The organism is Actinomadura soli, from assembly GCF_005889715.1.
Lineage (GTDB): Bacteria > Actinomycetota > Actinomycetes > Streptosporangiales > Streptosporangiaceae > Spirillospora > Spirillospora soli.
This window is the reverse complement of record NZ_VCKW01000173.1, coordinates 1-18,808: the sequence shown is the minus strand read 5'-3', so window position 1 is coordinate 18,808 and position 18,808 is coordinate 1. Positions and strand designations below refer to the sequence as shown.

The following is an 18,808-nucleotide window of genomic DNA, read 5'->3' as shown; positions in this document are numbered from 1 at the left end:
GCGGGCGGGCGGGCATGCCGCCGAGCCGGCACCAGGCGAGGTCGACCTCGTACATCGCGGCCAGGAGCGTCTCCGCGCCGGAGCCCGACCCGGCTGCGGACCGCAGCGGCTCGGGCAGGCGCATGTCCTGCGGCCACAGCCGCCGCAGCGGATGGCCCTGCTGGTCCGACACGGCCTGCACCGTGTAGCGGATCTCCGGGTCCAGCCACGGGACGATGGTGCCGACCATGTCCTTGCGGACGACGTCCAGATCGGCGGCGAGCAGCGCGGCGGCCACAAGGCGGGGTTCGATGTAGGCGGGTTCCGCAGGGTCGCCCGCGAGCCCGGCTATCAATTCGCTGAGCGTGTAGAAGGCGTGCCTGAAGTTGTCCCCTGGCGAGCTCTCGTTCCGCAACGAGGGGACCAGGTTCGGTGGGCAGCGCGTCAGCCACTGCTGGACGATCGCCTGGTCGCCGTATGGCAGCGCCCCATAGTCGACGGTCGGGTTGGCGAGGGTGGTGCCGAGGATGGCGAGCAGCGCGTCCGCCCGGATCTGGAACCGGACGTCGTCGCGCAGCGCGCTGGCGACGGCCCACATCGTCCGCAGGACGACGACGGCCGCGTCCACCCTGCTGGCCCGCAGCCGTTCGGCGTAGAGCCCGACCAGCGTCTCCAGCGGCGGCGGGGTGAGCCAGCGCGGACCGTCCACGCGCGGGAGCGGCTTGGCGCGGTAGGGCTTCCACAGGTCGAGCATCTGCGCGTCCAGCCGCGAGTCGAACGCGGGCGAGGACGAGCACCACAGCATCACGCCCCACGCGACGACCACGGTGGACGGCGTGTCGTTGGAGAACTCCGGCGACCAGTGCGGGTAGTCGGGCGCGGACAGCGTCGCGGCGGACTCGACGGTCGACCGGACGCGCGACGTCAGGTCGGTCGCGAAGCCGTGCCCGACGAACGGCAGGCCCGTCGGCGGGTCGTAGGAGAAGTCGGGGCCGGCCGGGATCACGTGCGGCGGCAGCGTGGGAACCTGCCCCGCCCCCTGCTGCGCGGGCCGCGCCGCCATCCGGACGGCGGGCGTGCGCGGCGGCGGGCACAGGTACCACTGCCCGTCGGACGGATGCAGCCGGTACCAGCGGGCCCAGGCGCCGAACAGCCACCACGTGCCGTCGGGCAGGGCGAGCATGCGGCCGCCGATGGCGTGGTGGCGCTGCTGCGGAGGCGCCGACGGCCACCATGCGGCGGCCACCATCGCCCTCGTGTCCCGCTCTGCCTCCGCGAACGGATCCTGCCCCATCGGGGGGCTGGGCGGCGGAGCATTGCCATAGCCCGGTCCCCACACCACGCTGGTCATCGTAGTCAGCGGATCACGGCACGGGTCCCGCCCACCGGCGGATTCATCACGTCTTCGCAGGTCAGGAGGACATCATTCGGACCTTGACGTCAGTCCCACTCGGCGGCGGTCCGGTGCCATCCGGCCTTCTCCACGTACACCTCGGACGTGTGCGCCAGGACGAGCCGGTCGTCGTCGGTCAGCTCCCGGACGATCCGGCCCGGCGTCCCGGCGACGAGCACGCCGGACGGGATCTTCTTGCCGGGCGGCACGAGCGCGCCCGCGGCGATGAGCGTCCCGGAGCCGATCCGCGCGCCGTTCAGGACGATCGCGCCGATGCCGATGAGCGAGCCCGTCTCGACGTGGGCGCCGTGCACCATCGCCTTGTGGCCGAGGCTGACGCGGTCCTCCAGGACGGCGGGCGTCCCGGGGTCGGCGTGCAGGCAGCAGAGGTCCTGGATGTTGCACTCCTCGCCGACGACGATCTCCTCGTCGTCGCCGCGCAGCACCGAGCCGTACCAGACGCTGGACGCGCGGCCCAGCGTGACCCGTCCGACGACGACCGCGCCCGGCGCGATCCACGCGTCGGGGTGGATGTCCGGCCGGTGCTCGCCCAACGTTCCGAGATACTCCATGCCGCCGATGCTAGGACGCCGCGCCCGCCCCGGACGGACGGGGTCCGGCACCCGGGGCCGCGATCCCCCACGCGCAGATAGCGCGAATTTTCCGAGATTGGATAGTTTGTCGCCCTTACCAGGTGAAGAAACCACGACGAGAAGCGCGTTCCGGTTGCGCGAATGGGGTGGACCGGACGAGAGTCGTCCTGACGTTTCCACATGTGGACCCGCTGACCGGCGGGCGAGGAGAGCAACCGACCCTGACGGGGTGATCACCCCCGCCAACGACCCCCAAGGCATCATGAGCAACGAAGCCGAAATCCTGCCGAACCTCCTCCAAGAAGACTCACACGAGTTCGAGATCGTCATGCGCGGCTACAACCGCCGCCAGGTCGACGACTACATCGCCCGCTTCGTCCAGAAGAACCGCGAGCTCGAGGCGCGGCTCGCCCGCGCCCACGACGACTCCGAGCGGCTCCGCCGCGAGATGGCCGAGGTCCGGGAGGCGCGCAAGCCGACCGGCGACGACCTCAGCGACCGGCTCCGCCAGATCATCAACCTCGCCGAGGACGAGGCCCAGGACAAGGTCGCCGAGGCCGAGGCCAAGGGGGCGGAGATCCGCAAGGACGCCGAGCAGGAGTCCAAGCGCATCATCGACGAGGCCCGCGCGCACGCCGAGAAGAACATCGCGCAGGCGCAGGAGAAGTCCGAGAACGTGCTCGCCTCCGCCAAGAAGGAGTCCGAGAGCGTCCTCGGGTCCGCCAAGCAGGAGGCCGAGCAGACGGTGACCAGCGCGCGGCTGGAGGCCGAGCGCACCCTCACCGCGTCCGAGCGCCGCGCCAGCGTGATCAACGAGGGCGCGACCCAGCGGCTGACGTCGCTCACCAAGAACCACACCCAGGCCCTGCAGCGCCTCACCGAGATCAGTGAGACCCTGCACCGCCTCCTCACCACGGAGAACGAGGCGGGCCCGCTGGAGAAGATGGTGGAGGACGCCGTCCGGCAGAGCGCGCCGCGCAAGCAGCAGCCGCCGTCCCAGCCGTCCTCGCCGCCGCCCGCGAAGCCGATGCCGGCCTCGTCGTCCACGGCGTCCGCGGCGCCGTCCAAGCCGGCCGCCCCGGCCGCCCCGGCTTCTTCGTCCTCCTCGGCGCCCTCGCCGCAGAGCGGCCCGTCCATGAAGAAGCCCGAGCCGCCCGCCGACGTCGCCGAACCGCCGTCCGCGCAGACCAAGCCCGCACGCCCGGCCGAGGACGCGGGGCCGACCCCGCCGCCGCCCGGCCCCGTCGTCCCGCCCCAGCAGTCCCGCGGGCCGATCGAGTTGTAGGCGCGGCCGAGACAGACCGCCATGTGTCCGCCCAGGGTTCGCCCCTGGGCGGACACAGCCGTTTCTAGGACACCGCGTCATTATTAGGATTCTTGCGTGAGCAAGAGGACCCACACGCGCGGCGGAACCGCCCGTCCGATCAGGCTGCTGGGCGATCCGGTCCTGCGCACCGAGTGCGACCCGGTCCGGACGTTCGACGCCTCCCTCCAGCGCCTCGTCGACGACATGTTCGTCACCATGTACGAGGAGGACGGCGCGGGCGTGGCCGCCAACCAGGTGGGCGTGGGCCTGCGGGTGTTCGTGTACGACTGCAAGGACGACGACGGACGCAGGCACGTCGGCCATGTCGTCAACCCGAGGCTCGTGGCCGCCGACGGGGAACTGCTCGTCGAGCCGGAGGGCTGCCTGTCGGTGCCCGGCATGCACTTCGAGACGGCCCGCCACGCGCACGCCGTCGTCGAGGGCGTGGACGTGAAGGGCAAGCCCGTCCGCGTCGAGGGCACGGGCTACTTCGCCCGCTGCCTCCAGCACGAGTGCGGGCATCTGGAGGGCAACGTCTACATCGACGTGCTCTCGGGCGATGCGCGCCGCCAGGCCATGCGCGCCATCCGCTCATTGAGCCGCTAGAGCCGCTGACCAGCGGATAGGACGGCGGGCGGCGCATTCAACCGATCCCCCGCGGTCGTTCAGGTGACTTTCAGGTAGAGATGGGAACCTCTGCAGTGATTGCGGAGGGGGACTGGCCATTGGTTGATCGGACGGCGAACGGCGGCAAGACGGCGGAGGCGACCCTGCTCGTCGTCGAGGACGAACCCAACATCCTGGAGCTTCTCGCCGGCAGCCTGCGCTTCACCGGGTTCGACGTGTTCACCGCGACCAACGGGGCCGACGCGGTCCAGTCGGCGCGGCGGCACCGCCCGGACCTCATCGTCCTGGACGTCATGCTGCCCGACATCGACGGGTTCGACGTCGCGCGGCGGCTGCGGTCCGGCGGCGACCACACCCCCGTCCTGTTCCTGACCGCGCGCGACGGCGTCCAGGACCGGGTCAAGGGCCTGACGATCGGCGGGGACGACTACGTCACCAAGCCGTTCAGCCTGGAGGAGGTCATCGCGCGCATCCGGGCCGTCCTGCGGAGGTTCCGGGGCGGCCTGTCGGAGCCGCCTCCGCGCATGGTGTTCGCGGACGTCGAACTCGACGAGGACAGCCACGAGGTGTGGCGCAGCGGCCGCGCGATCCAGCTGTCGCCGACGGAGTTCAAGCTACTGCGCTACTTCATGGCCAACGCGGGACGGGTCGTGTCGAAGGCGCAGATCCTCGACCACGTGTGGAACTACGACTTCCGCGGCGACGCGGGCATCGTCGAGTCGTACGTCTCGGCGCTGCGCCGCAAGGTCGACAACGCCGAGCCGCGGCTCATCCACACGCTGCGCGGGGTCGGGTACGTCCTGCGCGAGCCGTCGAAATCGGGCTGATGGCCACACGCTTCCCGGCGTCCGCGGCCCATCAGGCGGCACCGGCGCAGGCAGGCATACCCGGCGGGAAGGTCGGGGCGAGGGGCGCCGGTGAGGGCCCGTCCCGCTGGCCGCGCCGGGAACTGAGCCGGACGTGGAGCCGGACGCCGCTGCGCGTGAAGCTGATCGCCGGGATGCTCGTCCTGGTCACGCTCGGGATGACCGTGATGGGCGCGGCGGGCGCGTCCGTCCTGCGGCAGTACCTCGTCGGGCGGGCCGACGACCAGCTGCGCGGCTCGGTCGGGCGGGCGATCGACCAGGTCGTCGAGGGGCTGCGGCGCGGCGAGCAGGAGATCAACGTCCGGATCCCGAGCGAGATGTACGCGCAGGTCCGGGCCACGAGCGGCACGATCGTCTGGCAGAACTCGGCGTGGAGCGAGTCCGGGCATCCGAAGCTGCCCGCCGACATGGGCGAGCACATCGACCGTCCGTTCACCGTGTCCGGGACGGGCGGGTCGCAGTGGCGGATCCTGGCCGCACCGGTCGCGGGCGGCATCCTCGTCCTCGCGTTCAGCCTGGAGGAAGTCGACCGGACCGTCCGGCGGCTGGTGGCGATCGACGCGATCGTGGGGCTGCTGGTGCTGGGCGTCCTGACCGGGCTCGGCGTGTGGGTCGTCCGGGCCAGCCTGCGCCCGCTGTCGGCGATGGAGGCGACCGCGGGCGCGATCGCGGCCGGCGACCTGTCCCGCCGCGTCCCGGAGGCGGACCCGCATACCGAGATGGGACGGCTCGGCCGGTCGCTGAACACCATGCTCGCGCAGATCGAGGCGGCGTTCGGGGCGCGCGCCGAGTCGGAGGCCGCGGCGCGGCGGTCGGAGGAGACGGCGCGCCGCTCGGAGGAGCGGATGCGGCGGTTCATCGCGGACGCCAGCCACGAACTGCGCACCCCGCTGACCGCCATCCGCGGCTTCGCCGAGTTCTACCGGCAGGGCGCGGCCCGCACCCCCGACGAGCTGGGCCGGCTGATCGGCCGGATCGAGGAGACGGCGGCCCGGATGGGCCTGCTCGTGGAGGACCTGCTGCTCCTCGCGCGGCTGGACCGGCAGCGTCCGATCGAGCGGCGGCCGGTGGATCTCCTCGCCGTCGCCGCCGACTCTGTCCAGGAGGCCAGAGTTCTCGCGCCCGAACGCAAGATAGAGCTGGCGGTGGAGGGCGGGCTGGCGTACCAGGTGCGGGGGGACGAGGGGCGCCTGCGCCAGGTCCTCGGCAATCTGCTGGGCAACGCGGTCATGCACACCCCCGAGGGCACGCCGGTCGAGGTGCGCCTCTCGCCGGGCACGCTGCGCAAGGCTCCCGCCGTGATCGTCGAGGTCGTGGACGCGGGCCCCGGCCTCTCCCCCGAGCAGGCGGAACGGGTCTTCGAACGCTTCTACCGCGCCGACGAGGCCCGCTCCCGCGCGGGCGGCGGCACGGGCCTCGGCCTCGCCATCGTCGCCGCGCTGGTCGCCGCCCACGAGGGGCTGGTGGAGGCCGACTCCTCGCCCGGCGAGGGCGCCACGTTCAGGGTCGTCCTGCCTTTGGACGAAGACTGAGGGCCGCGTTCAGGAAACGTTCAGCTGAATGCGCTTAGGTGGCCGTACAGGGCGCGCCTCGTTCTCGACGGAGAGCGGGAGCCCGCGCCCTGCCCAGCTCCCGGCCTGGCCTGCGCTACCGGCAACGGCGGCGCGCCACACCGGCACCGCGGCCGAGGGGACGTTACGCCGCACGTCCCCTCGGCCGCGGTTTTTTGTCATGGACGGCGTTCAGCACACTTTCAGGTCGGCTCCAGGCACCCTGCAGCCCCGGCGCGCACGCTCCATGGTGAGCAACGCGACAGGGGGACCAGATGAACGCCGACCGCCCACAGCAGCAGCCTTGGGAGCCCGGACGACAGGGCATCGCACCGCAGTGGACCCCGCCGCCCTGGCAGGCGGCCCCCGCGCCCGCGGCGCCCGCGGGCCGTCCGCACCCGCTCGGCACCACCCGGCAGAAGATCGCCGCAGCGGGGGCCGCCCTGGCGCTGGCGCTGGGAGCGGGCGGCGCGGGCGCGGCCGTCACGCTCGCGTTCACGCACGACAGCACCGTCTACTCAAGCCCGACCGCCGTCACGGGAACGTCCGCGAAGGGCGGCACGACCGCGCAGGTGGCCGCCGCCGTCCAGCCCAGCGTCGTGTCGATCCAGGCGCAGACGCCGAACGGGACCAGCGGCGGGTCCGGCGTCGTCCTGCGCTCGGACGGCGTGATCCTCACCAACGCGCACGTCGTGAAGGACGCCGGCCAGGTCGCGGTGAAGTTCGCCGACGGCCGGACCGCGTCCGCGAAGATCCTCGGCTCCGACTCCAGCGCGGACGTCGCCGTGATCAAGGCGGCGAACGTGTCCGGCCTCAAGCCCGCGACGCTCGGGAACAGCGACGCCCTGGCGGTCGGCGACACGGTGCTCGCGGTCGGCAGCCCGCTCGGCCTGGACGGCTCGGTGACGTCCGGCATCGTCAGCGCCCTGGGCCGCGAGGTCCGCGAGGGCGGCCAGGAGCCGCAGCTCCCGCCGGGCCTGCGCGGGCAGCTGTCCCAGCAGCAGGAGACCGTGATCAAGAACGCGATCCAGACGGACGCCGCCATCAACCCCGGCAACTCCGGCGGCGCGCTGGTGAACGCGGCCGGGCAGGTGATCGGCGTCAACACCGCCATCCTCACGGCCGGGAACGGCAGCGGGAACATCGGCGTCGGCTTCGCCATTCCGGTCAACTCCGCCAAGAAGACCGCCGACGCGATCGTCGCCGGTTCCAAGGTCTGACCCGGCCGCCGTCCGGCCAGGCTCCGGGGGGAGCGGGCGGACGGGCGGCGGACCGGGCAGGGTCCCTTCCGGCCGGGCCGGGTTCGGGAGGGGCCGAGCAAGGGAGAGCGGCCGCGTGACCCGCACACACGGGGTCACGCGGCCGCCGCCCGTTCAGGCCGACGCCGCGCCACCGCCGCCGACCGCGGCCGTGGGGCGCCGCTTCATCTTCGCCAGCATCCGCCGGGTCGTGAACAGGTAGTACTCGCGCGGCAGCGTCCGGACCCGCAGCGGAAGCCGCGGATACACGACGGCGAGCGCTCCGACCAGCAGCCGGAACCGCCGTTCCCGCCCCGCGTCCCATTTCCACCCGTACTGCTCCCGGATCGGCGCCGGCATCAGCCCCGCCGTGATCAGCCGGATCGCCATCAGCCCCGGCGCGTTCACCGGCCCGCCCGGCAGCCGCGGATGCAGCACCTGCTCCGCGATGGCCCGCGACGCGTCGGTGATCTTCAAGTTCTGGACCATGTCCGCGTAGTACTCGCGGAACCGCGGATACGTCTCCGGCATCCGCTCCTCCGGGCAGCCGAGGATCGTCGCGTAGATCTTGGCCTGCTGGTAGAACTCCTCAAGCTCCGCGTCGTCCAGCGTCCGCCGGAACAGCGCCTGGTAGAACTGCGCCGCCACCGCGAACAGCGTGGACGCCACCCACACCTGCAACTCGGGATCGTTCGCGTCGTACCCGGGCCCGGTGACGCTCTCGTGCCCCTTCCGGACGAGCGCGCTGAAGACCTCGGCCTCCTCCCGCGTCCCGAACTGGACCGCGTAGAGCCACCCCATCGTGTTCCGCAGCCGCCGCAGCGGATCGTCGGCGGTGTAGCTGTGGTCGTACACCCCCTGCGCAACCTTGGGATGCGCGGTCTGGAGCAGGGACGCCGCCCCGCCCGCCGCGATGAGCGCCCCCTCCCGCGAGATGACGCGGATGAGGTCGCCGTCCTCGAAGAGTCCTTCGGTCATGGCGCCCAGTGTAAGTAAGTACTTGCAGTCGCCGCCAGTCCAGGGTTACTCAGGCGACAAGATCGCTTCTACCCTGCGACAATGAGGACATGCCCGAACAGGTCCACGTCCGCGGCTCGGTCTCCATCCCGGAGTCCGAGCTGAGCTGGCGTTTCTCCCGCTCCTCGGGTCCGGGCGGGCAGCACGTCAACACCAGCGCCACGGCCGCGGAGCTCTCCTTCGACGTCGCGAACTCCCCGTCCCTCCCGGAGCCCCTCAAGTCCCGCGCCCTGGAACGCCTCTCGACCCGCCTGGTCCGGGGCGTCCTCACCATCCGCGCCGAGGAGTACCGCTCCCAGCAACGCAACCGCGACGCCGCCCGCACCCGCCTCGCCACCCTCCTGGCCGAAGCCACCGCCCCTCCCCCGAAGAGGCGCATCCCCAAGAAGATCCCCCGCGGAATCAACGAACGCCGCCTGGAGAACAAGAAACGCCGCAGCTCGATAAAACGCCAACGCACCACCCGCTGGGACTGACCGAAGAGCGAGTGATGACAGGACACACCAACTGGCGGACTTACCGGGAGAAGCGGCTGCGCGAGGACGCGGCGCCGCATCCTGAGTACGAGCAGGCGGGCCTTGACCTGCGTCTCGGCGACATGATCCGTGAGCGCCGCATCGAACTCGGCCTCACCCAGGCCGTGGTGGCCGAACGGGCCGGCATCACCCAGCCCGCGCTGTCGCGCATCGAGGGCGGCGGCGGAATCCCCACCGACGAGGAGAGCATGTCCGAGGGACGAGGGACGAGGGCGTATGACCGGCTGCGTCCGACAGCGGTGACGATCATGGAGTCGCTGGAAGTACCCGGCGTCGAGCTCGACGACCACGGCGTCCACGTGCTGATGGGCCCGTCCAACCGGCACGCGCTGGCCGTCTCACACCTGCAAAGGCAACTGCAGCCCCAGCTCGCCCGGGACGTACTCGCCCACGCTGGCACACCCGAAATAGACGATCCGACCACTGGCCGGATTCGCAGGCCCGACCTGGTCGTCATCCCCCTCGCCGCACTGGAGCGGCCCGGCGACACATACCTCCGGCCCCGAGACCTGAAGCTGGTCGCCGAGGTCGTCTCCGATTTCAATTCCGAGAACACCTACGTGCGCAAGGCGATCGACTACCCCGCCATGGGGATTCCGACCACGTCATCATCGATCCGCGCAAGTCGACGGTGGCGGTCCTTACCGACCCCGGGCCGACCCCGGAGGGGCCGCGCTACCGCACACGCCACGACCATGTGTTCGGCGACCAGATCAACGCGGGCGGATACACCATCGACAGCAGTGCGTTCCTACCCTACGAGGACGACGACGCGTGACCTGCGAGTCTGGGGAAAATCGGCGACGTCGCCCAAGAGATCGGCCTGCCCGACGCCGCCGCGCGGCCGGATGGTTCGCATCCTTCCTGGACGGATACGGCCTGCCGCGCGGCCATCGTGCCGACCTGATCGACCGGATCCTGCACTTCGTGATCAAGGACAACGGCTGGTACGCGCGCGTCCATGGCTTCACCCAGGAGACGACCGACACAGAGGGCCTGTGGACGCTCGCCTGGCAGTCCCGCGCCGCCCTGTGGACCCTCGAACATCGCGAGTTCCTCGCCCGGACGGCGCTCCGCTGACCTACCAGGTGCCCGGGAACATCCGCCGCTTGAGGTGGCGTCCGATCACCTCGGCCGCCGACCCGGCGTCCCCGCACACCGCGAGGTAGCCCGCCCGGCCCCGGTGCGCCTCGTAGTAGGCCCACGATCCTCCGGGGACGGCGAGCACGCTCACCGCGATCCCGACGTGCCGGACGTACACCCACAGCAACGGGATCGGTATCGGAAACTCCTCCAGCCGGTACAGGCGGACGAACCGCCATCCCTCCGGCTCAAGCGCGTCGACCAGCGCCTCCAGGTACCGCACTGCCGTGTCCGGCCGCCGACGCGTCCGCCACCACAGCACCTTCCGCTGGACGATCCCGATCACCGGCGGCCCTCCGCATTGAGCGCGGCGCACACCCACTTGCCCTGCGGAGGCGTCGGATCGGTCCAGCACCGCCAGGCCAGGGCCTCCACGATGGCGAGGCCCCGTCCGCCGTTGTCGTCGAAGTTCTCCTCGCTGAGGTCGAGCGTCTCCAACGAGATCTCGACCTTCCGCGCCACGGGCCGCCCGTCGCACCCGTCCCACACCCCGAGCACGACCTCGCCGGCCCCGAGCCCGACGTACACCTTGATCACGTCCGCCGTGCCGGACACCTTCACCGCGTTCGCCACGAGTTCCCCCACGACGAGTACCGCGTCCGATACGAGGAATGGCAGCCCCCACCCGCGCAGGGCCCCGGAAACCTGATCCCGAGCCAACCCCGAAACGGCCGGAGATGCCACGAATTGCCGGGACACGCCCGTTTTCTTCCCGAGCAGCGCCATGACCTCGCCTTCCACAATTCGTTGTGAATGAGGTCACAGGCTTTCTCAAACTTGGCTATGTGTCGCGCATACGATCAGTGTGAGCAACAAGAGGAAACAAAGGAGCTGTCAATGCCCCGAAAACTCTCAGCCGAGGAGCTCCCCAAACCGCAGACCAACATGTGGGACTTCGCTGCCTACTACATGCGGTTCCAGCGCATCCAGCGAGGCATGTCCGGCGAGGCGCTCGGCCGGGTCATCAACGTCAGCAAGGCCCAGGTGTCCCGCATCGAATCGGGCCGGAACCGGCTGGACGCCAACCAGGCGATCGCGCTCGACAAGCTCTGGAACACCGGACGGCTCTTCTACCTGCTCGTCTGGTACGCCGCGATCGGCCACGACCCCCAGTGGTTCGCGCAGTACCTGCACATCGAACAGCGATCGGAGATGCAGCGGATATACGAGGCGAACGTCATCCCGGGCCTGCTCCAGACGCCCGAATATGCGGAAGCGCTGCTGCGCTCGGGTACAGAGGCCAATCCCGACCGTATCCTCGCCGACCGCCTCCAGCGGCAGGACCTGCTGCTACGCGACAATCCCCCGCATCTCACCGTCCTGCTCTCCCAGAACGCCCTGGACTGGCCGGTGGGCTCCCCCGAAATCATGTACGGGCAACTGGCACGCCTTCTCGAAGAGGCGCAGCGCGACAACGTCATACTGCGGGCGCTTCCGAGGACATGGGCCACCGGGGCGCACGCTGGGCTCGACGGTTCCTTCAAGCTCTTGAGCGGCGACGAGTTCGGAGATGTCGCCTATACCGAATCACCAGGAGGCGGACGCTTGGTGTCATCTCCACCCGACGTGAGATCGTACGGGATACGGTTCGAGCGGATCAGCGCGAAGGCGCTCGACGAAGGCGCGTCCTTCGACCTGATCCAGAAAATCATGGAGGAGATGCGATGACCCGCCAGTCATGGCGCAAGTCCAGCCACAGCGGTACACAGCAGGGCGATTGCGTCGAGGTCGCTGACCTGATCCCCGGCATCGGCATCCGCGACAGCAAGGACCCTGACCTCGGCCACCTCACCCTCACTTCCGAGTCCTTCGCCGGCCTCATCCGCTCCCTGAAGCAAACCCCCAAGTGAGCGGCACAGCGTGGCGCAAGTCCAGCCACAGCGGTCCCGAACAGGGTGATTGCGTCGAGGTCGCTGAGCTGACCTCCGGTATCGGGATTCGTGACAGCAGGGAGCCTGGTCTCGGGCACCTCGTCCTTACTCCTGAGGGCTTCGCCGACCTCCTGGCCCGCGTCAAGCAGGGCGCACTCAAACTCTGACTTCCCCTCCGCGAGCCCCGGTCTCAACGGCCGGGGCTTTGCTCTGGCGTGTGCGTCATGCTGGGGTGATGGAGCTTGAGCCTTATCGGGGGGAGCTGGTCGCGTACTGCTATCGGATGCTGGGGTCGTTCCACGAGGCTGAGGATCTGGCACAAGAGACGATGCTGCGGGCTTGGAAAGCCCGCGATCGATACGACAGCGCTCGCGCGTCGGTGCGGACGTGGCTGTACCGGATCGCCACCAACGCCTGCTTGACCGCGCTGGAGGGGCGTGCGCGGCGGCCGTTGCCGACCGGGCTGGGTGCGCCGAGCGATGATCCCGGGGCACCGCTCACACCGGCGTTGGACGTCCCCTGGCTGCAGCCGTTTCCCGACGCGCGGTTCGACCTGGGGATGCGGGCTGACCTGCGGCTCGCACTGGTGGCGGCGATGCAGTTGCTTCCGCCACGGCAGCGGGCCGTACTCGTCCTACGCGAGGTTCTGCAGTTCAGCGCCGCCGAGGTCGCCACGCAGCTGGGGACCACGGTCGCGGCCGTCAACAGCGCCTTGCAGCGGGCGCGCACCGTCCTCGCGGACGCGGGTGATCCGAGCGGGGTGGCCGAGCCGGACGATCCCCAGGTGCGCGCGGCGATCCTGCGGTACGCGCGAGCGTTCGAGGCGGCGGACGTCCCCGCCCTCGTGCGGCTCCTCACCGACGACGCCGTCATGGAAATGCCGCCGGTGCCGCTGTGGTACCAGGGCAGCCGCGACTACGGACTGTTCATGCGCCGGGTGTTCGACATGCACGGGGCGGGCTGGAGCACGACGCTTCTGAGCGCCAATGGGCAGCCCGCGCTCGCCGCGTACGCGCCGGAGCCCGGTGGCGGGCACCGGCTGCACACACTGCAGGTCTTCACGATCACCGGTGGCCGGGTCGCGCACAACGTCGTGTTCGCCGATCCGCGGGTGCTCGGGCTGTTCGATCTGCCCCGGCAGATTTCCTAGGACGAGTTCCGCCGGGCGCGATGAGCCGGTCCGGTGCCGCCAGTACATACCGGCGAGCATCGAACGAAAGGACATCATCGTGAGCGTCATCGTCGTGGAGTTCATCACCCTGGACGGGATCGTGTCCGACCCGGACGGGTCCGGCGGCACGGCGAACGGTGGCTGGGCGTTCCGGTACGGCCCCGAAACCGTCGCCGGGGACAAGTTCCAGCTCGGCCCCGTCCTCGACAACGGGGTCATGTTGCTGGGGCGTACGACCTGGCAGCTGTTCTCGCAGCTCTGGCCCGGCCGCGACGACCCGTTCTCCACGAGGATGAACGCCGCGTCGAAGCTGGTCGCCTCCCGCACGCTGGCCGACACTTCGGCCTGGGCGAACTCGAAGGTCATCGACGGCGGCCTCGTCGACGCCGTCGAACGCGAGGACCGCGATGTGGTCGTCGTCGGGAGCCTGAGCATCGTGCGGGCGCTGATGGCCGAAGACCTGATCGACGAATACCGGCTGCTGACGTTCCCCACGATCCTGGGCACCGGTGACAGGCTCTTCCCCGATGGCAGGTCATCCGTCTACCTGGAGTGTCTGGCAACCGAGCAGGCCGGCGCCGCCGTCCTCACCCGATACGGGAGAACCGCGAGACCGCAGAGCTGATCGTCCACACGCGCCATCCCTCTAAGTGATCACTCGAACACGAAGAGTGTCAGCCTGTGGGAGGATGTGACTCCCCCGTCCGGCGAACGCGCCGGAAGATTAAGGAGAGGTAGCATCACCGTCATGGCGTCGAAGCCCCCCGAACAGGTCACCCTCGCTGACCTGACCACCAAGGACGACCTCAAGAACCTGGTCACCCATGACCAGCTCAAGCAAGAGCTGGCGCTGACCAGGCAGGAGTTCAAGCAGGAGTTGGGCTCGGCTGTGAACCTGCTCATGGGTGAGCTCGGCAAGCAGGCGGCGCGCCAAGAGGAGATGGGCAGGGTTCTGGCCCGGCTGGTCGCCAAGTCCGAAGGTGTGACGCAGTAGCGGCTCCGCACTCTGGGCCCCCGGGAATCCATTCCCGGGGGCTTCGTTGTGCCACGTTTAGGTGAGCGACACGCGCCGCCGGAGCTCCATGCGCGGAGTGAGCATTGTGGCCGGCGTCGTCGCCGGTGTCGCGCTGCTGATCGGCTGCCCCTCCCCTTCTCAAGCTCGCCTGGGTCGCCGGTCGGCGCCGGGGCGGCTGTCCGGGGTCGTGTGGTGGGCCAGTTTGATCGCGGAGATCAGCAGGATGACGGCGAGTACGGGGATGAGGACCAGGTCGGGGATCACGCCGAGGAGCAGGCCGCCCAGCAGCGCGCCGGTGACCGAGCCCGCGGCCATGACCGCGGCGAAGCGGACGTTGGCTCCCAGGACGGCGAAGCTGTTGTCCTGGCTGTAGCGGGCGAAGGCCACCAGCATGGTGGGCAGCGACACCACCAGCGACAGGCTGCCCGCGGTTTTGATGTCGAGTGCGTAGAGCAGCATGATCGTGGGGATCAGCAGCTCGCCGCCGGCCACTCCCATGATGGCGGCGACCACGCCGATGCCGAACCCGGCGGAGGCCCCGGCGATCGTCTGGGTCGGCCCGGCGAGGTCCGTCGGCCCCACGGTGATGGTGTGGGTGGCCACCAGCGCGGCGGCCATGGCCACCAGCAGCACGGCCAGCATCCGGTACAGGGTCGCGCCGCGCATCCGCACCGCCCATGACGCGCCCGCCCAGGCTCCCAGCAGGCTTCCGGCCAGCAGATCGGCCGCGACGCTCCAGTGCGCGGTCAGCTCGGCCACCGAGACCTCCGCCAGCCGGGCGGGCAGGGCGACCAGGACCACCACCAGACTTAACGCCTTGTTCACGATCACCGCCGACAGGGCGGCGAATCCGAACACGCCGATCAGCAGCGGCAACCGGAATTCCGCGCCACCCAGGCCGATCATTCCCCCCAGCAGGCCCACCGCCGCTCCTGCCGCGAACGCCAGCGGCTTCGACCGCGTCACCCCAGGCGGTACCGCATCGGGCGCTGCCGCGCCGCCGTTGGCGGTGCTCTCGTCCGTGGTCACGCAGCCACCTTCCCGATCAGTTTTCTATGGAAGGAGACTAGGCCGGGGGTGCAGGACGAGGCGGCGGCCACCAAGGACGAGTTCGGTCGGGCATGGCGGTCAGGAGCAGCAGGGGCAGCCAGGGGCGCAGGATGCGCAGTCGTCGCTGGTCGTGGTGGACTTGGCCGGGGCGGGCAGGGCGCAGCAGGCGTCGCCGCGCCAGGCCTGGCGGCCTTCCTTGAGCGCGGCGGCGGCGATGACGAGTGCGGCGATCGGGTCGGCCCAGGACCAGCCGAACAGGCTGTTGATCGCCAGTCCGGCCAGGAGCACGCCCGAAAGGTAGGTGCACAGCAGGGTCTGTTTGGAGTCGGCGACCGCGCTGGCCGATCCCAGTTCCCGTCCGGTCCGGCGTTGGGCGAGCGACAGGAACGGCATGATCGCCAGCGACAGCGCGGCCAGCACCAGGCCCGGGGTGGAGTGGTCGGCGTGGGCGTCGCCGGTCAGGGCGCGGATCGAGTCGGCGGTGACGTAGGCGGCCAGCGCGAAGAAGGAGATCGCGATGATGCGCAGCGTGCGTCTTTCGCGCCGCTCGACCAGTTCCGGGGTGCGGGCGGAGAACTGCCAGGCGACGGCGGACGCGGAGGCGACCTCGATCACCGAGTCCAGCCCGAACGCGACCAGCGCCCCCGAGGACGCGATCGTCCCTGCGGTGATGGCGACCGCGGCCTCGATCGCGTTGTAGGCGATGGTGGCGGCCACCAGCCACCGCACCCGGCGCGCCAGGACCGCCCGTCGCCGCGGGGACGGGCCCAGAGACAGGGCCGTCATGTCTGCCGCGCCTGCGTTTCGGGAGTGCAGGCGCCGACCGGCTGGTCCGCGGCGGGTCCGTAGGTGGGGCAGAGCGCTACGGCGCGGTCGGTGGCCGTCAGCAGGTGTTCGGCCGAGCGGAGCAGGTCCAGGAGTTCGGGCGTGGCTATGAAGTAGAACGACTGGCGGCCTTCGGCGCGATAGTCGACCAGCTTGCAGCCGCGCAGGCACGCCAGGTGCTTGGACACCGTGGACTGCGCCAGCTCCAGCTCCCGGGTCAGGTCCACCACCCGCGCCTCGCCCAGGGTCAGCCGCTGGACGATCGACAGCCGCACCGGGTCGGCGAGGGAATGGAACAGCGCCGCCGCCGGGGCGAGACCGTCCAGGGAAGTCATTCCACAATCGGAATCAATCGTCATATCGTGATGATAGCCCACGAGAGGCGGGCGGCGAACTCCGTCACGTTCTTAGCGGGGGTGGGGTGGTGATGCGTCGTCCAGCTTCAGGGCTTGGGCGGCTTGGGCGGTCAGCCAAGTGGCCGCGTCGTCGTACGTCCAGCCGTTCTCGTTGACCAGGGTGGCGAAGCCGGTGTAGCCGAAGTAGAACCACAGGACGTCGCATGCGACGTCGACCTCGACGCCGAGGGCGCCCAAGGTGTTGAGGTGTTCGGCCACGCCGTCCAGGGCCGAGCGGTAGCGGATGTTGGCTGCGTTCAGGGACTCGGCGACGGCCTTGTCGTGGGGAGCCACGTTTCGGGCGGTGTGCATGATGTCGCCGTACTCGATCCGCATGTCGCGGACGACCTCGGCGGTGAGCCGGAGGACGTCGCGGGGGTCACGGGCGGCGGAGATGCGGGCGCCGCGTTCGGCGACGATCGGGGCGGTGCTCCACTGCTCCACCAGGATCGCGATGAGGCCGTGCTTGCCGCCGGTCACGGCGTAGACGGTGGCGGGCGCCACCCTGGCCCGCCCGGCGATCTGGTTGATGGTCGTCGCGAAGTACCCGTTCTCGGCGAACAGCTCGCGCGCGGCGGTGATGATCGCCTGCCGGGTCAGCTCGGCGTACTCGGCACGGCGGCCGGTCGATGTCGGAGACACGCCAGAGACCCTAGCCCCTCCACTGTCTGGACTGGGCATTCACTCATCAGAGTTGCACTCTGATGAGTGCGCTAGTAGCTTTCCCGGCGGGTACGTAGTTCACGGCGTTGGGTTTCCCCTTGAGAAGTGGGATGACGGCATGACGACGCAGAGCACATCCGGACGGCCGGCCGCGGCGGACGCCGCCGATGCGTTGCGCCGTCAGATCCCCGCCGAGCGGGTGGTGACCGAGGGCCCCGGGTACACGGCGGCGACGGCGCTGTGGAACGGGGCGGTCTCGCATCGTCCGGCCGTGGTGGTCCGGTGCGCCGGGACGGGTGATGTCCAGGCGGGCGTCCGGACGGCACGCGAGTACGGGCTGCCCGTTTCGGTGCGAGGACGCGGTCACGACTGGGCCGGACGTGCCGTGCGCGACGGCGGGCTGACCTTGGACATGACCGGTATGCGCGACGTCCGGATCGATGCCGGGCAGCGCCGCGCCCAGGTGGGCGGCGGGGCCGCGGCGAACGATCTCCTGGCGGCGGCCGAGCCGTTCGGGCTGGTCGCCGCTACCGGCACCATCGGCACGGTCGGCGTCGTCGGCTTGACGCTCGGGGGCGGGTACGGGCCGCTGGCCGGACATGCCGGTCTCGCCGCCGACAATCTGGTCGGGGCCGAGGTGGTGCTCGCTGACGGGTCGGTTGCGCAGGTCGACGCCGAGAACGACCCGGACCTCCTCTGGGCACTGCGCGGTGGTGGCGGCAACTTCGGCGTGGTGACGTCGGCTCGGATCCGGTTGCATGCGATCCCGTCCGTGGTGACGGGCGTGGTGATCTACCCGTGGGCGCAGGCGGGTCAGGTGTTCGACGGGCTCCGCGAGATGCTGTTCACCGGCCCGGACGAGTTGACCGTGCAGACCGCCGTGGCCGCCGGTCCGGACGGCGGCGGCCCGGCCGTGATGCTGCTCCCCACCTGGTGTGGTGCTCCTGAGCTCGGAGGGCTCGACGATGGGCCGCTGGGAGCGCTGACGCGGCTGGGCGATCCGCTGGCCGTACAACTGGACGCGATGCCGCTGGCGACCGTCGTCGCGGGGCGCGACGCCATGTTTCCGCCCGGACGGCATGTCATCATGCGCACCCGCTCGGTGCCCGGGCTGACGGCTCCGGTCGGCGCGGCGCTCGTCGAGGCCGGTGATGCGTTGCCGTCGGCCACGTCGGCGCTCTCCATGCACCACTTCCACGGCGCCGCCGCCCGCGTGCCCGTCGCCGACACCGCCTTCGCGATGCGGGAGCGGCATCTGATGACGGAGGTCATCGCCATCTGGCCCGGCGGCGCGGACGTCGGCGTGGACGACGAGGCAGCGCATGTGGCCTGGGCCGAGTCCGTTTCCGCCGCGCTTGCCTCGCATGCGCTTCCGGGCGGCTATCCCAACATCCTCGGCCCGGACGACGCCGAGCAGATCGCGTACGCGTACGGCGCCAACACCGCCCGCCTCCTGGCGATCAAATCCGCGGTGGACCCGGACGGCGTGTTCTCGGCCACTCCCCTTCCCGACCGCGACGCGGGCGGGGATTCCACCCTCTAATCCTCTGTGGCGGTGATGGTGGCGTGG

General features: G+C 70.6%; 24 protein-coding genes and 1 pseudogene. 16 read left to right on the top strand and 9 right to left on the bottom strand.

Annotated features, from left to right (window positions below; all coding sequences use genetic code 11):
- The coding region (locus ETD83_RS28045) for a hypothetical protein (RefSeq protein ID WP_138648212.1) at positions 1 to 1,273 on the bottom strand (1,273 nt) is incomplete at its 3' end.
- Between the two features lie 146 nt (positions 1,274 to 1,419).
- Positions 1,420 to 1,944: a gamma carbonic anhydrase family protein gene (locus ETD83_RS28040; RefSeq protein ID WP_138648211.1), complete on the bottom strand. Its 525-nt coding sequence runs from the start codon at positions 1,942 to 1,944 to the stop codon at positions 1,420 to 1,422.
- A 250-nt stretch (positions 1,945 to 2,194) separates the two neighbouring features.
- On the opposite strand from ETD83_RS28040, the gene ETD83_RS28035 reads away from it, so the two are divergent.
- The 5 genes from ETD83_RS28035 (at position 2,195) to ETD83_RS28015 (ending at position 7,534) form a co-directional block, all read left to right on the top strand.
- Positions 2,195 to 3,250, top strand: coding sequence for a DivIVA domain-containing protein (locus ETD83_RS28035; RefSeq protein ID WP_230421240.1), 1,056 nt, complete (start codon positions 2,195 to 2,197; stop codon positions 3,248 to 3,250).
- 96 nt (positions 3,251 to 3,346) lie between these two features.
- The gene (gene def / locus ETD83_RS28030) at positions 3,347 to 3,877 is read left to right on the top strand and encodes a peptide deformylase (protein WP_138648210.1); all 531 of its coding nucleotides are present in this window, start codon (positions 3,347 to 3,349) and stop codon (positions 3,875 to 3,877) included.
- A gap of 119 nt (positions 3,878 to 3,996) precedes the next feature.
- Positions 3,997 to 4,725: a response regulator transcription factor gene (locus tag ETD83_RS28025; protein WP_138648209.1), complete on the top strand. Its 729-nt coding sequence runs from the start codon at positions 3,997 to 3,999 to the stop codon at positions 4,723 to 4,725.
- Positions 4,725 to 6,296, top strand: a complete 1,572-nt coding sequence (locus ETD83_RS28020; protein WP_138648208.1) for a sensor histidine kinase — start codon at positions 4,725 to 4,727, stop codon at positions 6,294 to 6,296. Before ETD83_RS28025 ends, ETD83_RS28020 begins: the two co-directional genes overlap by 1 nt.
- Before the next feature lie 293 nt (positions 6,297 to 6,589).
- Entirely contained in the window at positions 6,590 to 7,534 is a 945-nt protein-coding gene (locus tag ETD83_RS28015) for a S1C family serine protease (RefSeq protein ID WP_138648207.1), read from the top strand.
- 153 nt (positions 7,535 to 7,687) lie between these two features.
- Here ETD83_RS28015 and ETD83_RS28010 read toward each other — a convergent pair whose 3' ends face one another.
- Positions 7,688 to 8,530: an oxygenase MpaB family protein gene (locus ETD83_RS28010; RefSeq protein WP_138648206.1), complete on the bottom strand. Its 843-nt coding sequence runs from the start codon at positions 8,528 to 8,530 to the stop codon at positions 7,688 to 7,690.
- Between the two features lie 89 nt (positions 8,531 to 8,619).
- Here ETD83_RS28010 and arfB point away from each other — a divergent pair, with 89 nt between their 5' ends.
- The 4 genes and pseudogenes from arfB (at position 8,620) to ETD83_RS44895 (ending at position 10,185) form a co-directional block, all read left to right on the top strand.
- Positions 8,620 to 9,045 carry an alternative ribosome rescue aminoacyl-tRNA hydrolase ArfB gene (gene arfB, locus ETD83_RS28005; protein WP_138648205.1) on the top strand — a complete coding sequence of 142 codons (426 nt, stop codon included), beginning with the start codon at positions 8,620 to 8,622 and terminating at the stop codon, positions 9,043 to 9,045.
- A gap of 14 nt (positions 9,046 to 9,059) precedes the next feature.
- Positions 9,060 to 9,692 (top strand): annotated as a pseudogene (locus ETD83_RS46105) (helix-turn-helix domain-containing protein); the annotation flags it as partial.
- Between the two features lie 44 nt (positions 9,693 to 9,736).
- A complete protein-coding gene (locus ETD83_RS44900) occupies positions 9,737 to 9,883 on the top strand; it encodes a hypothetical protein (RefSeq protein ID WP_230421243.1) in 147 nt (48 codons plus the stop codon).
- Positions 9,884 to 10,032: 149 nt separating this feature from the next.
- Positions 10,033 to 10,185 carry a hypothetical protein gene (locus tag ETD83_RS44895; RefSeq protein ID WP_230421242.1) on the top strand — a complete coding sequence of 51 codons (153 nt, stop codon included), beginning with the start codon at positions 10,033 to 10,035 and terminating at the stop codon, positions 10,183 to 10,185.
- Between the two features lies 1 nt (position 10,186).
- Here ETD83_RS44895 and ETD83_RS27995 read toward each other — a convergent pair whose 3' ends face one another.
- Positions 10,187 to 10,534, bottom strand: coding sequence for a hypothetical protein (locus tag ETD83_RS27995; protein WP_138648203.1), 348 nt, complete (start codon positions 10,532 to 10,534; stop codon positions 10,187 to 10,189).
- A complete protein-coding gene (locus ETD83_RS27990; protein WP_138648202.1) occupies positions 10,531 to 10,974 on the bottom strand; it encodes an ATP-binding protein in 444 nt (147 codons plus the stop codon). The genes ETD83_RS27995 and ETD83_RS27990 overlap by 4 nt, the downstream gene beginning before the upstream one ends.
- A 111-nt stretch (positions 10,975 to 11,085) precedes the next feature.
- On the opposite strand from ETD83_RS27990, the gene ETD83_RS27985 reads away from it, so the two are divergent.
- From ETD83_RS27985 to ETD83_RS27960, 6 genes are all read left to right on the top strand, one after another.
- The gene (locus ETD83_RS27985) at positions 11,086 to 11,916 is read left to right on the top strand and encodes a helix-turn-helix domain-containing protein (RefSeq protein ID WP_171064469.1); all 831 of its coding nucleotides are present in this window, start codon (positions 11,086 to 11,088) and stop codon (positions 11,914 to 11,916) included.
- Positions 11,913 to 12,098, top strand: coding sequence for a DUF397 domain-containing protein (locus ETD83_RS27980; protein ID WP_138648200.1), 186 nt, complete (start codon positions 11,913 to 11,915; stop codon positions 12,096 to 12,098). The genes ETD83_RS27985 and ETD83_RS27980 overlap by 4 nt, the downstream gene beginning before the upstream one ends.
- Positions 12,095 to 12,286, top strand: coding sequence for a DUF397 domain-containing protein (locus ETD83_RS27975; protein ID WP_138648199.1), 192 nt, complete (start codon positions 12,095 to 12,097; stop codon positions 12,284 to 12,286). Before ETD83_RS27980 ends, ETD83_RS27975 begins: the two co-directional genes overlap by 4 nt.
- A 68-nt stretch (positions 12,287 to 12,354) precedes the next feature.
- Positions 12,355 to 13,269: a sigma-70 family RNA polymerase sigma factor gene (locus ETD83_RS27970; RefSeq protein WP_138648198.1), complete on the top strand. Its 915-nt coding sequence runs from the start codon at positions 12,355 to 12,357 to the stop codon at positions 13,267 to 13,269.
- 79 nt (positions 13,270 to 13,348) lie between these two features.
- Entirely contained in the window at positions 13,349 to 13,915 is a 567-nt protein-coding gene (locus tag ETD83_RS27965) for a dihydrofolate reductase family protein (protein ID WP_138648197.1), read from the top strand.
- Positions 13,916 to 14,038: 123 nt separating this feature from the next.
- On the top strand, positions 14,039 to 14,284 hold the full coding sequence (locus ETD83_RS27960) for a hypothetical protein (RefSeq protein WP_138648196.1): 246 nt from the start codon (positions 14,039 to 14,041) through the stop codon (positions 14,282 to 14,284).
- A 159-nt stretch (positions 14,285 to 14,443) separates the two neighbouring features.
- Here the strand turns inward: ETD83_RS27960 and ETD83_RS27955 are convergent, their stop codons facing one another.
- The 4 genes from ETD83_RS27955 to ETD83_RS27940 all read right to left on the bottom strand — a co-directional run bounded on the left by ETD83_RS27955 (position 14,444) and on the right by ETD83_RS27940 (position 17,217).
- Entirely contained in the window at positions 14,444 to 15,334 is an 891-nt protein-coding gene (locus ETD83_RS27955; RefSeq protein ID WP_230421239.1) for a sulfite exporter TauE/SafE family protein, read from the bottom strand.
- A 99-nt stretch (positions 15,335 to 15,433) separates the two neighbouring features.
- Entirely contained in the window at positions 15,434 to 16,141 is a 708-nt protein-coding gene (locus tag ETD83_RS27950; RefSeq protein WP_138648195.1) for a cation transporter, read from the bottom strand.
- On the bottom strand, positions 16,138 to 16,515 hold the full coding sequence (locus tag ETD83_RS27945) for an ArsR/SmtB family transcription factor (RefSeq protein WP_138648194.1): 378 nt from the start codon (positions 16,513 to 16,515) through the stop codon (positions 16,138 to 16,140). Before ETD83_RS27945 ends, ETD83_RS27950 begins: the two co-directional genes overlap by 4 nt.
- 72 nt (positions 16,516 to 16,587) lie before the next feature.
- Entirely contained in the window at positions 16,588 to 17,217 is a 630-nt protein-coding gene (locus ETD83_RS27940) for a TetR/AcrR family transcriptional regulator (RefSeq protein WP_205717927.1), read from the bottom strand.
- 139 nt (positions 17,218 to 17,356) lie between these two features.
- Here ETD83_RS27940 and ETD83_RS27935 point away from each other — a divergent pair, with 139 nt between their 5' ends.
- Positions 17,357 to 18,781 carry an FAD-binding oxidoreductase gene (locus ETD83_RS27935; protein ID WP_138648192.1) on the top strand — a complete coding sequence of 475 codons (1,425 nt, stop codon included), beginning with the start codon at positions 17,357 to 17,359 and terminating at the stop codon, positions 18,779 to 18,781.
- Positions 18,782 to 18,808 lie beyond the last annotated feature (27 nt).

Excerpts from the sequence above, each read along its gene's own strand:
- ETD83_RS28040 (WP_138648211.1), bottom strand. The coding sequence starts at position 1,944 with ATGGAGTATCTCGGAACGTTGGGCGAGCACCGGCCGGACATCCACCCC.
- ETD83_RS28020 (WP_138648208.1), top strand. The coding sequence starts at position 4,725 with ATGGCCACACGCTTCCCGGCGTCCGCGGCCCATCAGGCGGCACCGGCG.
- ETD83_RS28015 (WP_138648207.1), top strand. The coding sequence starts at position 6,590 with ATGAACGCCGACCGCCCACAGCAGCAGCCTTGGGAGCCCGGACGACAG.
- ETD83_RS28010 (WP_138648206.1), bottom strand. The coding sequence starts at position 8,530 with ATGACCGAAGGACTCTTCGAGGACGGCGACCTCATCCGCGTCATCTCG.
- arfB (WP_138648205.1), top strand. The coding sequence starts at position 8,620 with ATGCCCGAACAGGTCCACGTCCGCGGCTCGGTCTCCATCCCGGAGTCC.
- ETD83_RS27990 (WP_138648202.1), bottom strand. The coding sequence starts at position 10,974 with ATGGCGCTGCTCGGGAAGAAAACGGGCGTGTCCCGGCAATTCGTGGCA.
- ETD83_RS27985 (WP_171064469.1), top strand. The coding sequence starts at position 11,086 with ATGCCCCGAAAACTCTCAGCCGAGGAGCTCCCCAAACCGCAGACCAAC.
- ETD83_RS27980 (WP_138648200.1), top strand. The coding sequence starts at position 11,913 with ATGACCCGCCAGTCATGGCGCAAGTCCAGCCACAGCGGTACACAGCAG.
- ETD83_RS27970 (WP_138648198.1), top strand. The coding sequence starts at position 12,355 with ATGGAGCTTGAGCCTTATCGGGGGGAGCTGGTCGCGTACTGCTATCGG.
- ETD83_RS27960 (WP_138648196.1), top strand. The coding sequence starts at position 14,039 with ATGGCGTCGAAGCCCCCCGAACAGGTCACCCTCGCTGACCTGACCACC.
- ETD83_RS27950 (WP_138648195.1), bottom strand. The coding sequence starts at position 16,141 with ATGACGGCCCTGTCTCTGGGCCCGTCCCCGCGGCGACGGGCGGTCCTG.
- ETD83_RS27945 (WP_138648194.1), bottom strand. The coding sequence starts at position 16,515 with ATGACTTCCCTGGACGGTCTCGCCCCGGCGGCGGCGCTGTTCCATTCC.
- ETD83_RS27935 (WP_138648192.1), top strand. The coding sequence starts at position 17,357 with ATGACGACGCAGAGCACATCCGGACGGCCGGCCGCGGCGGACGCCGCC.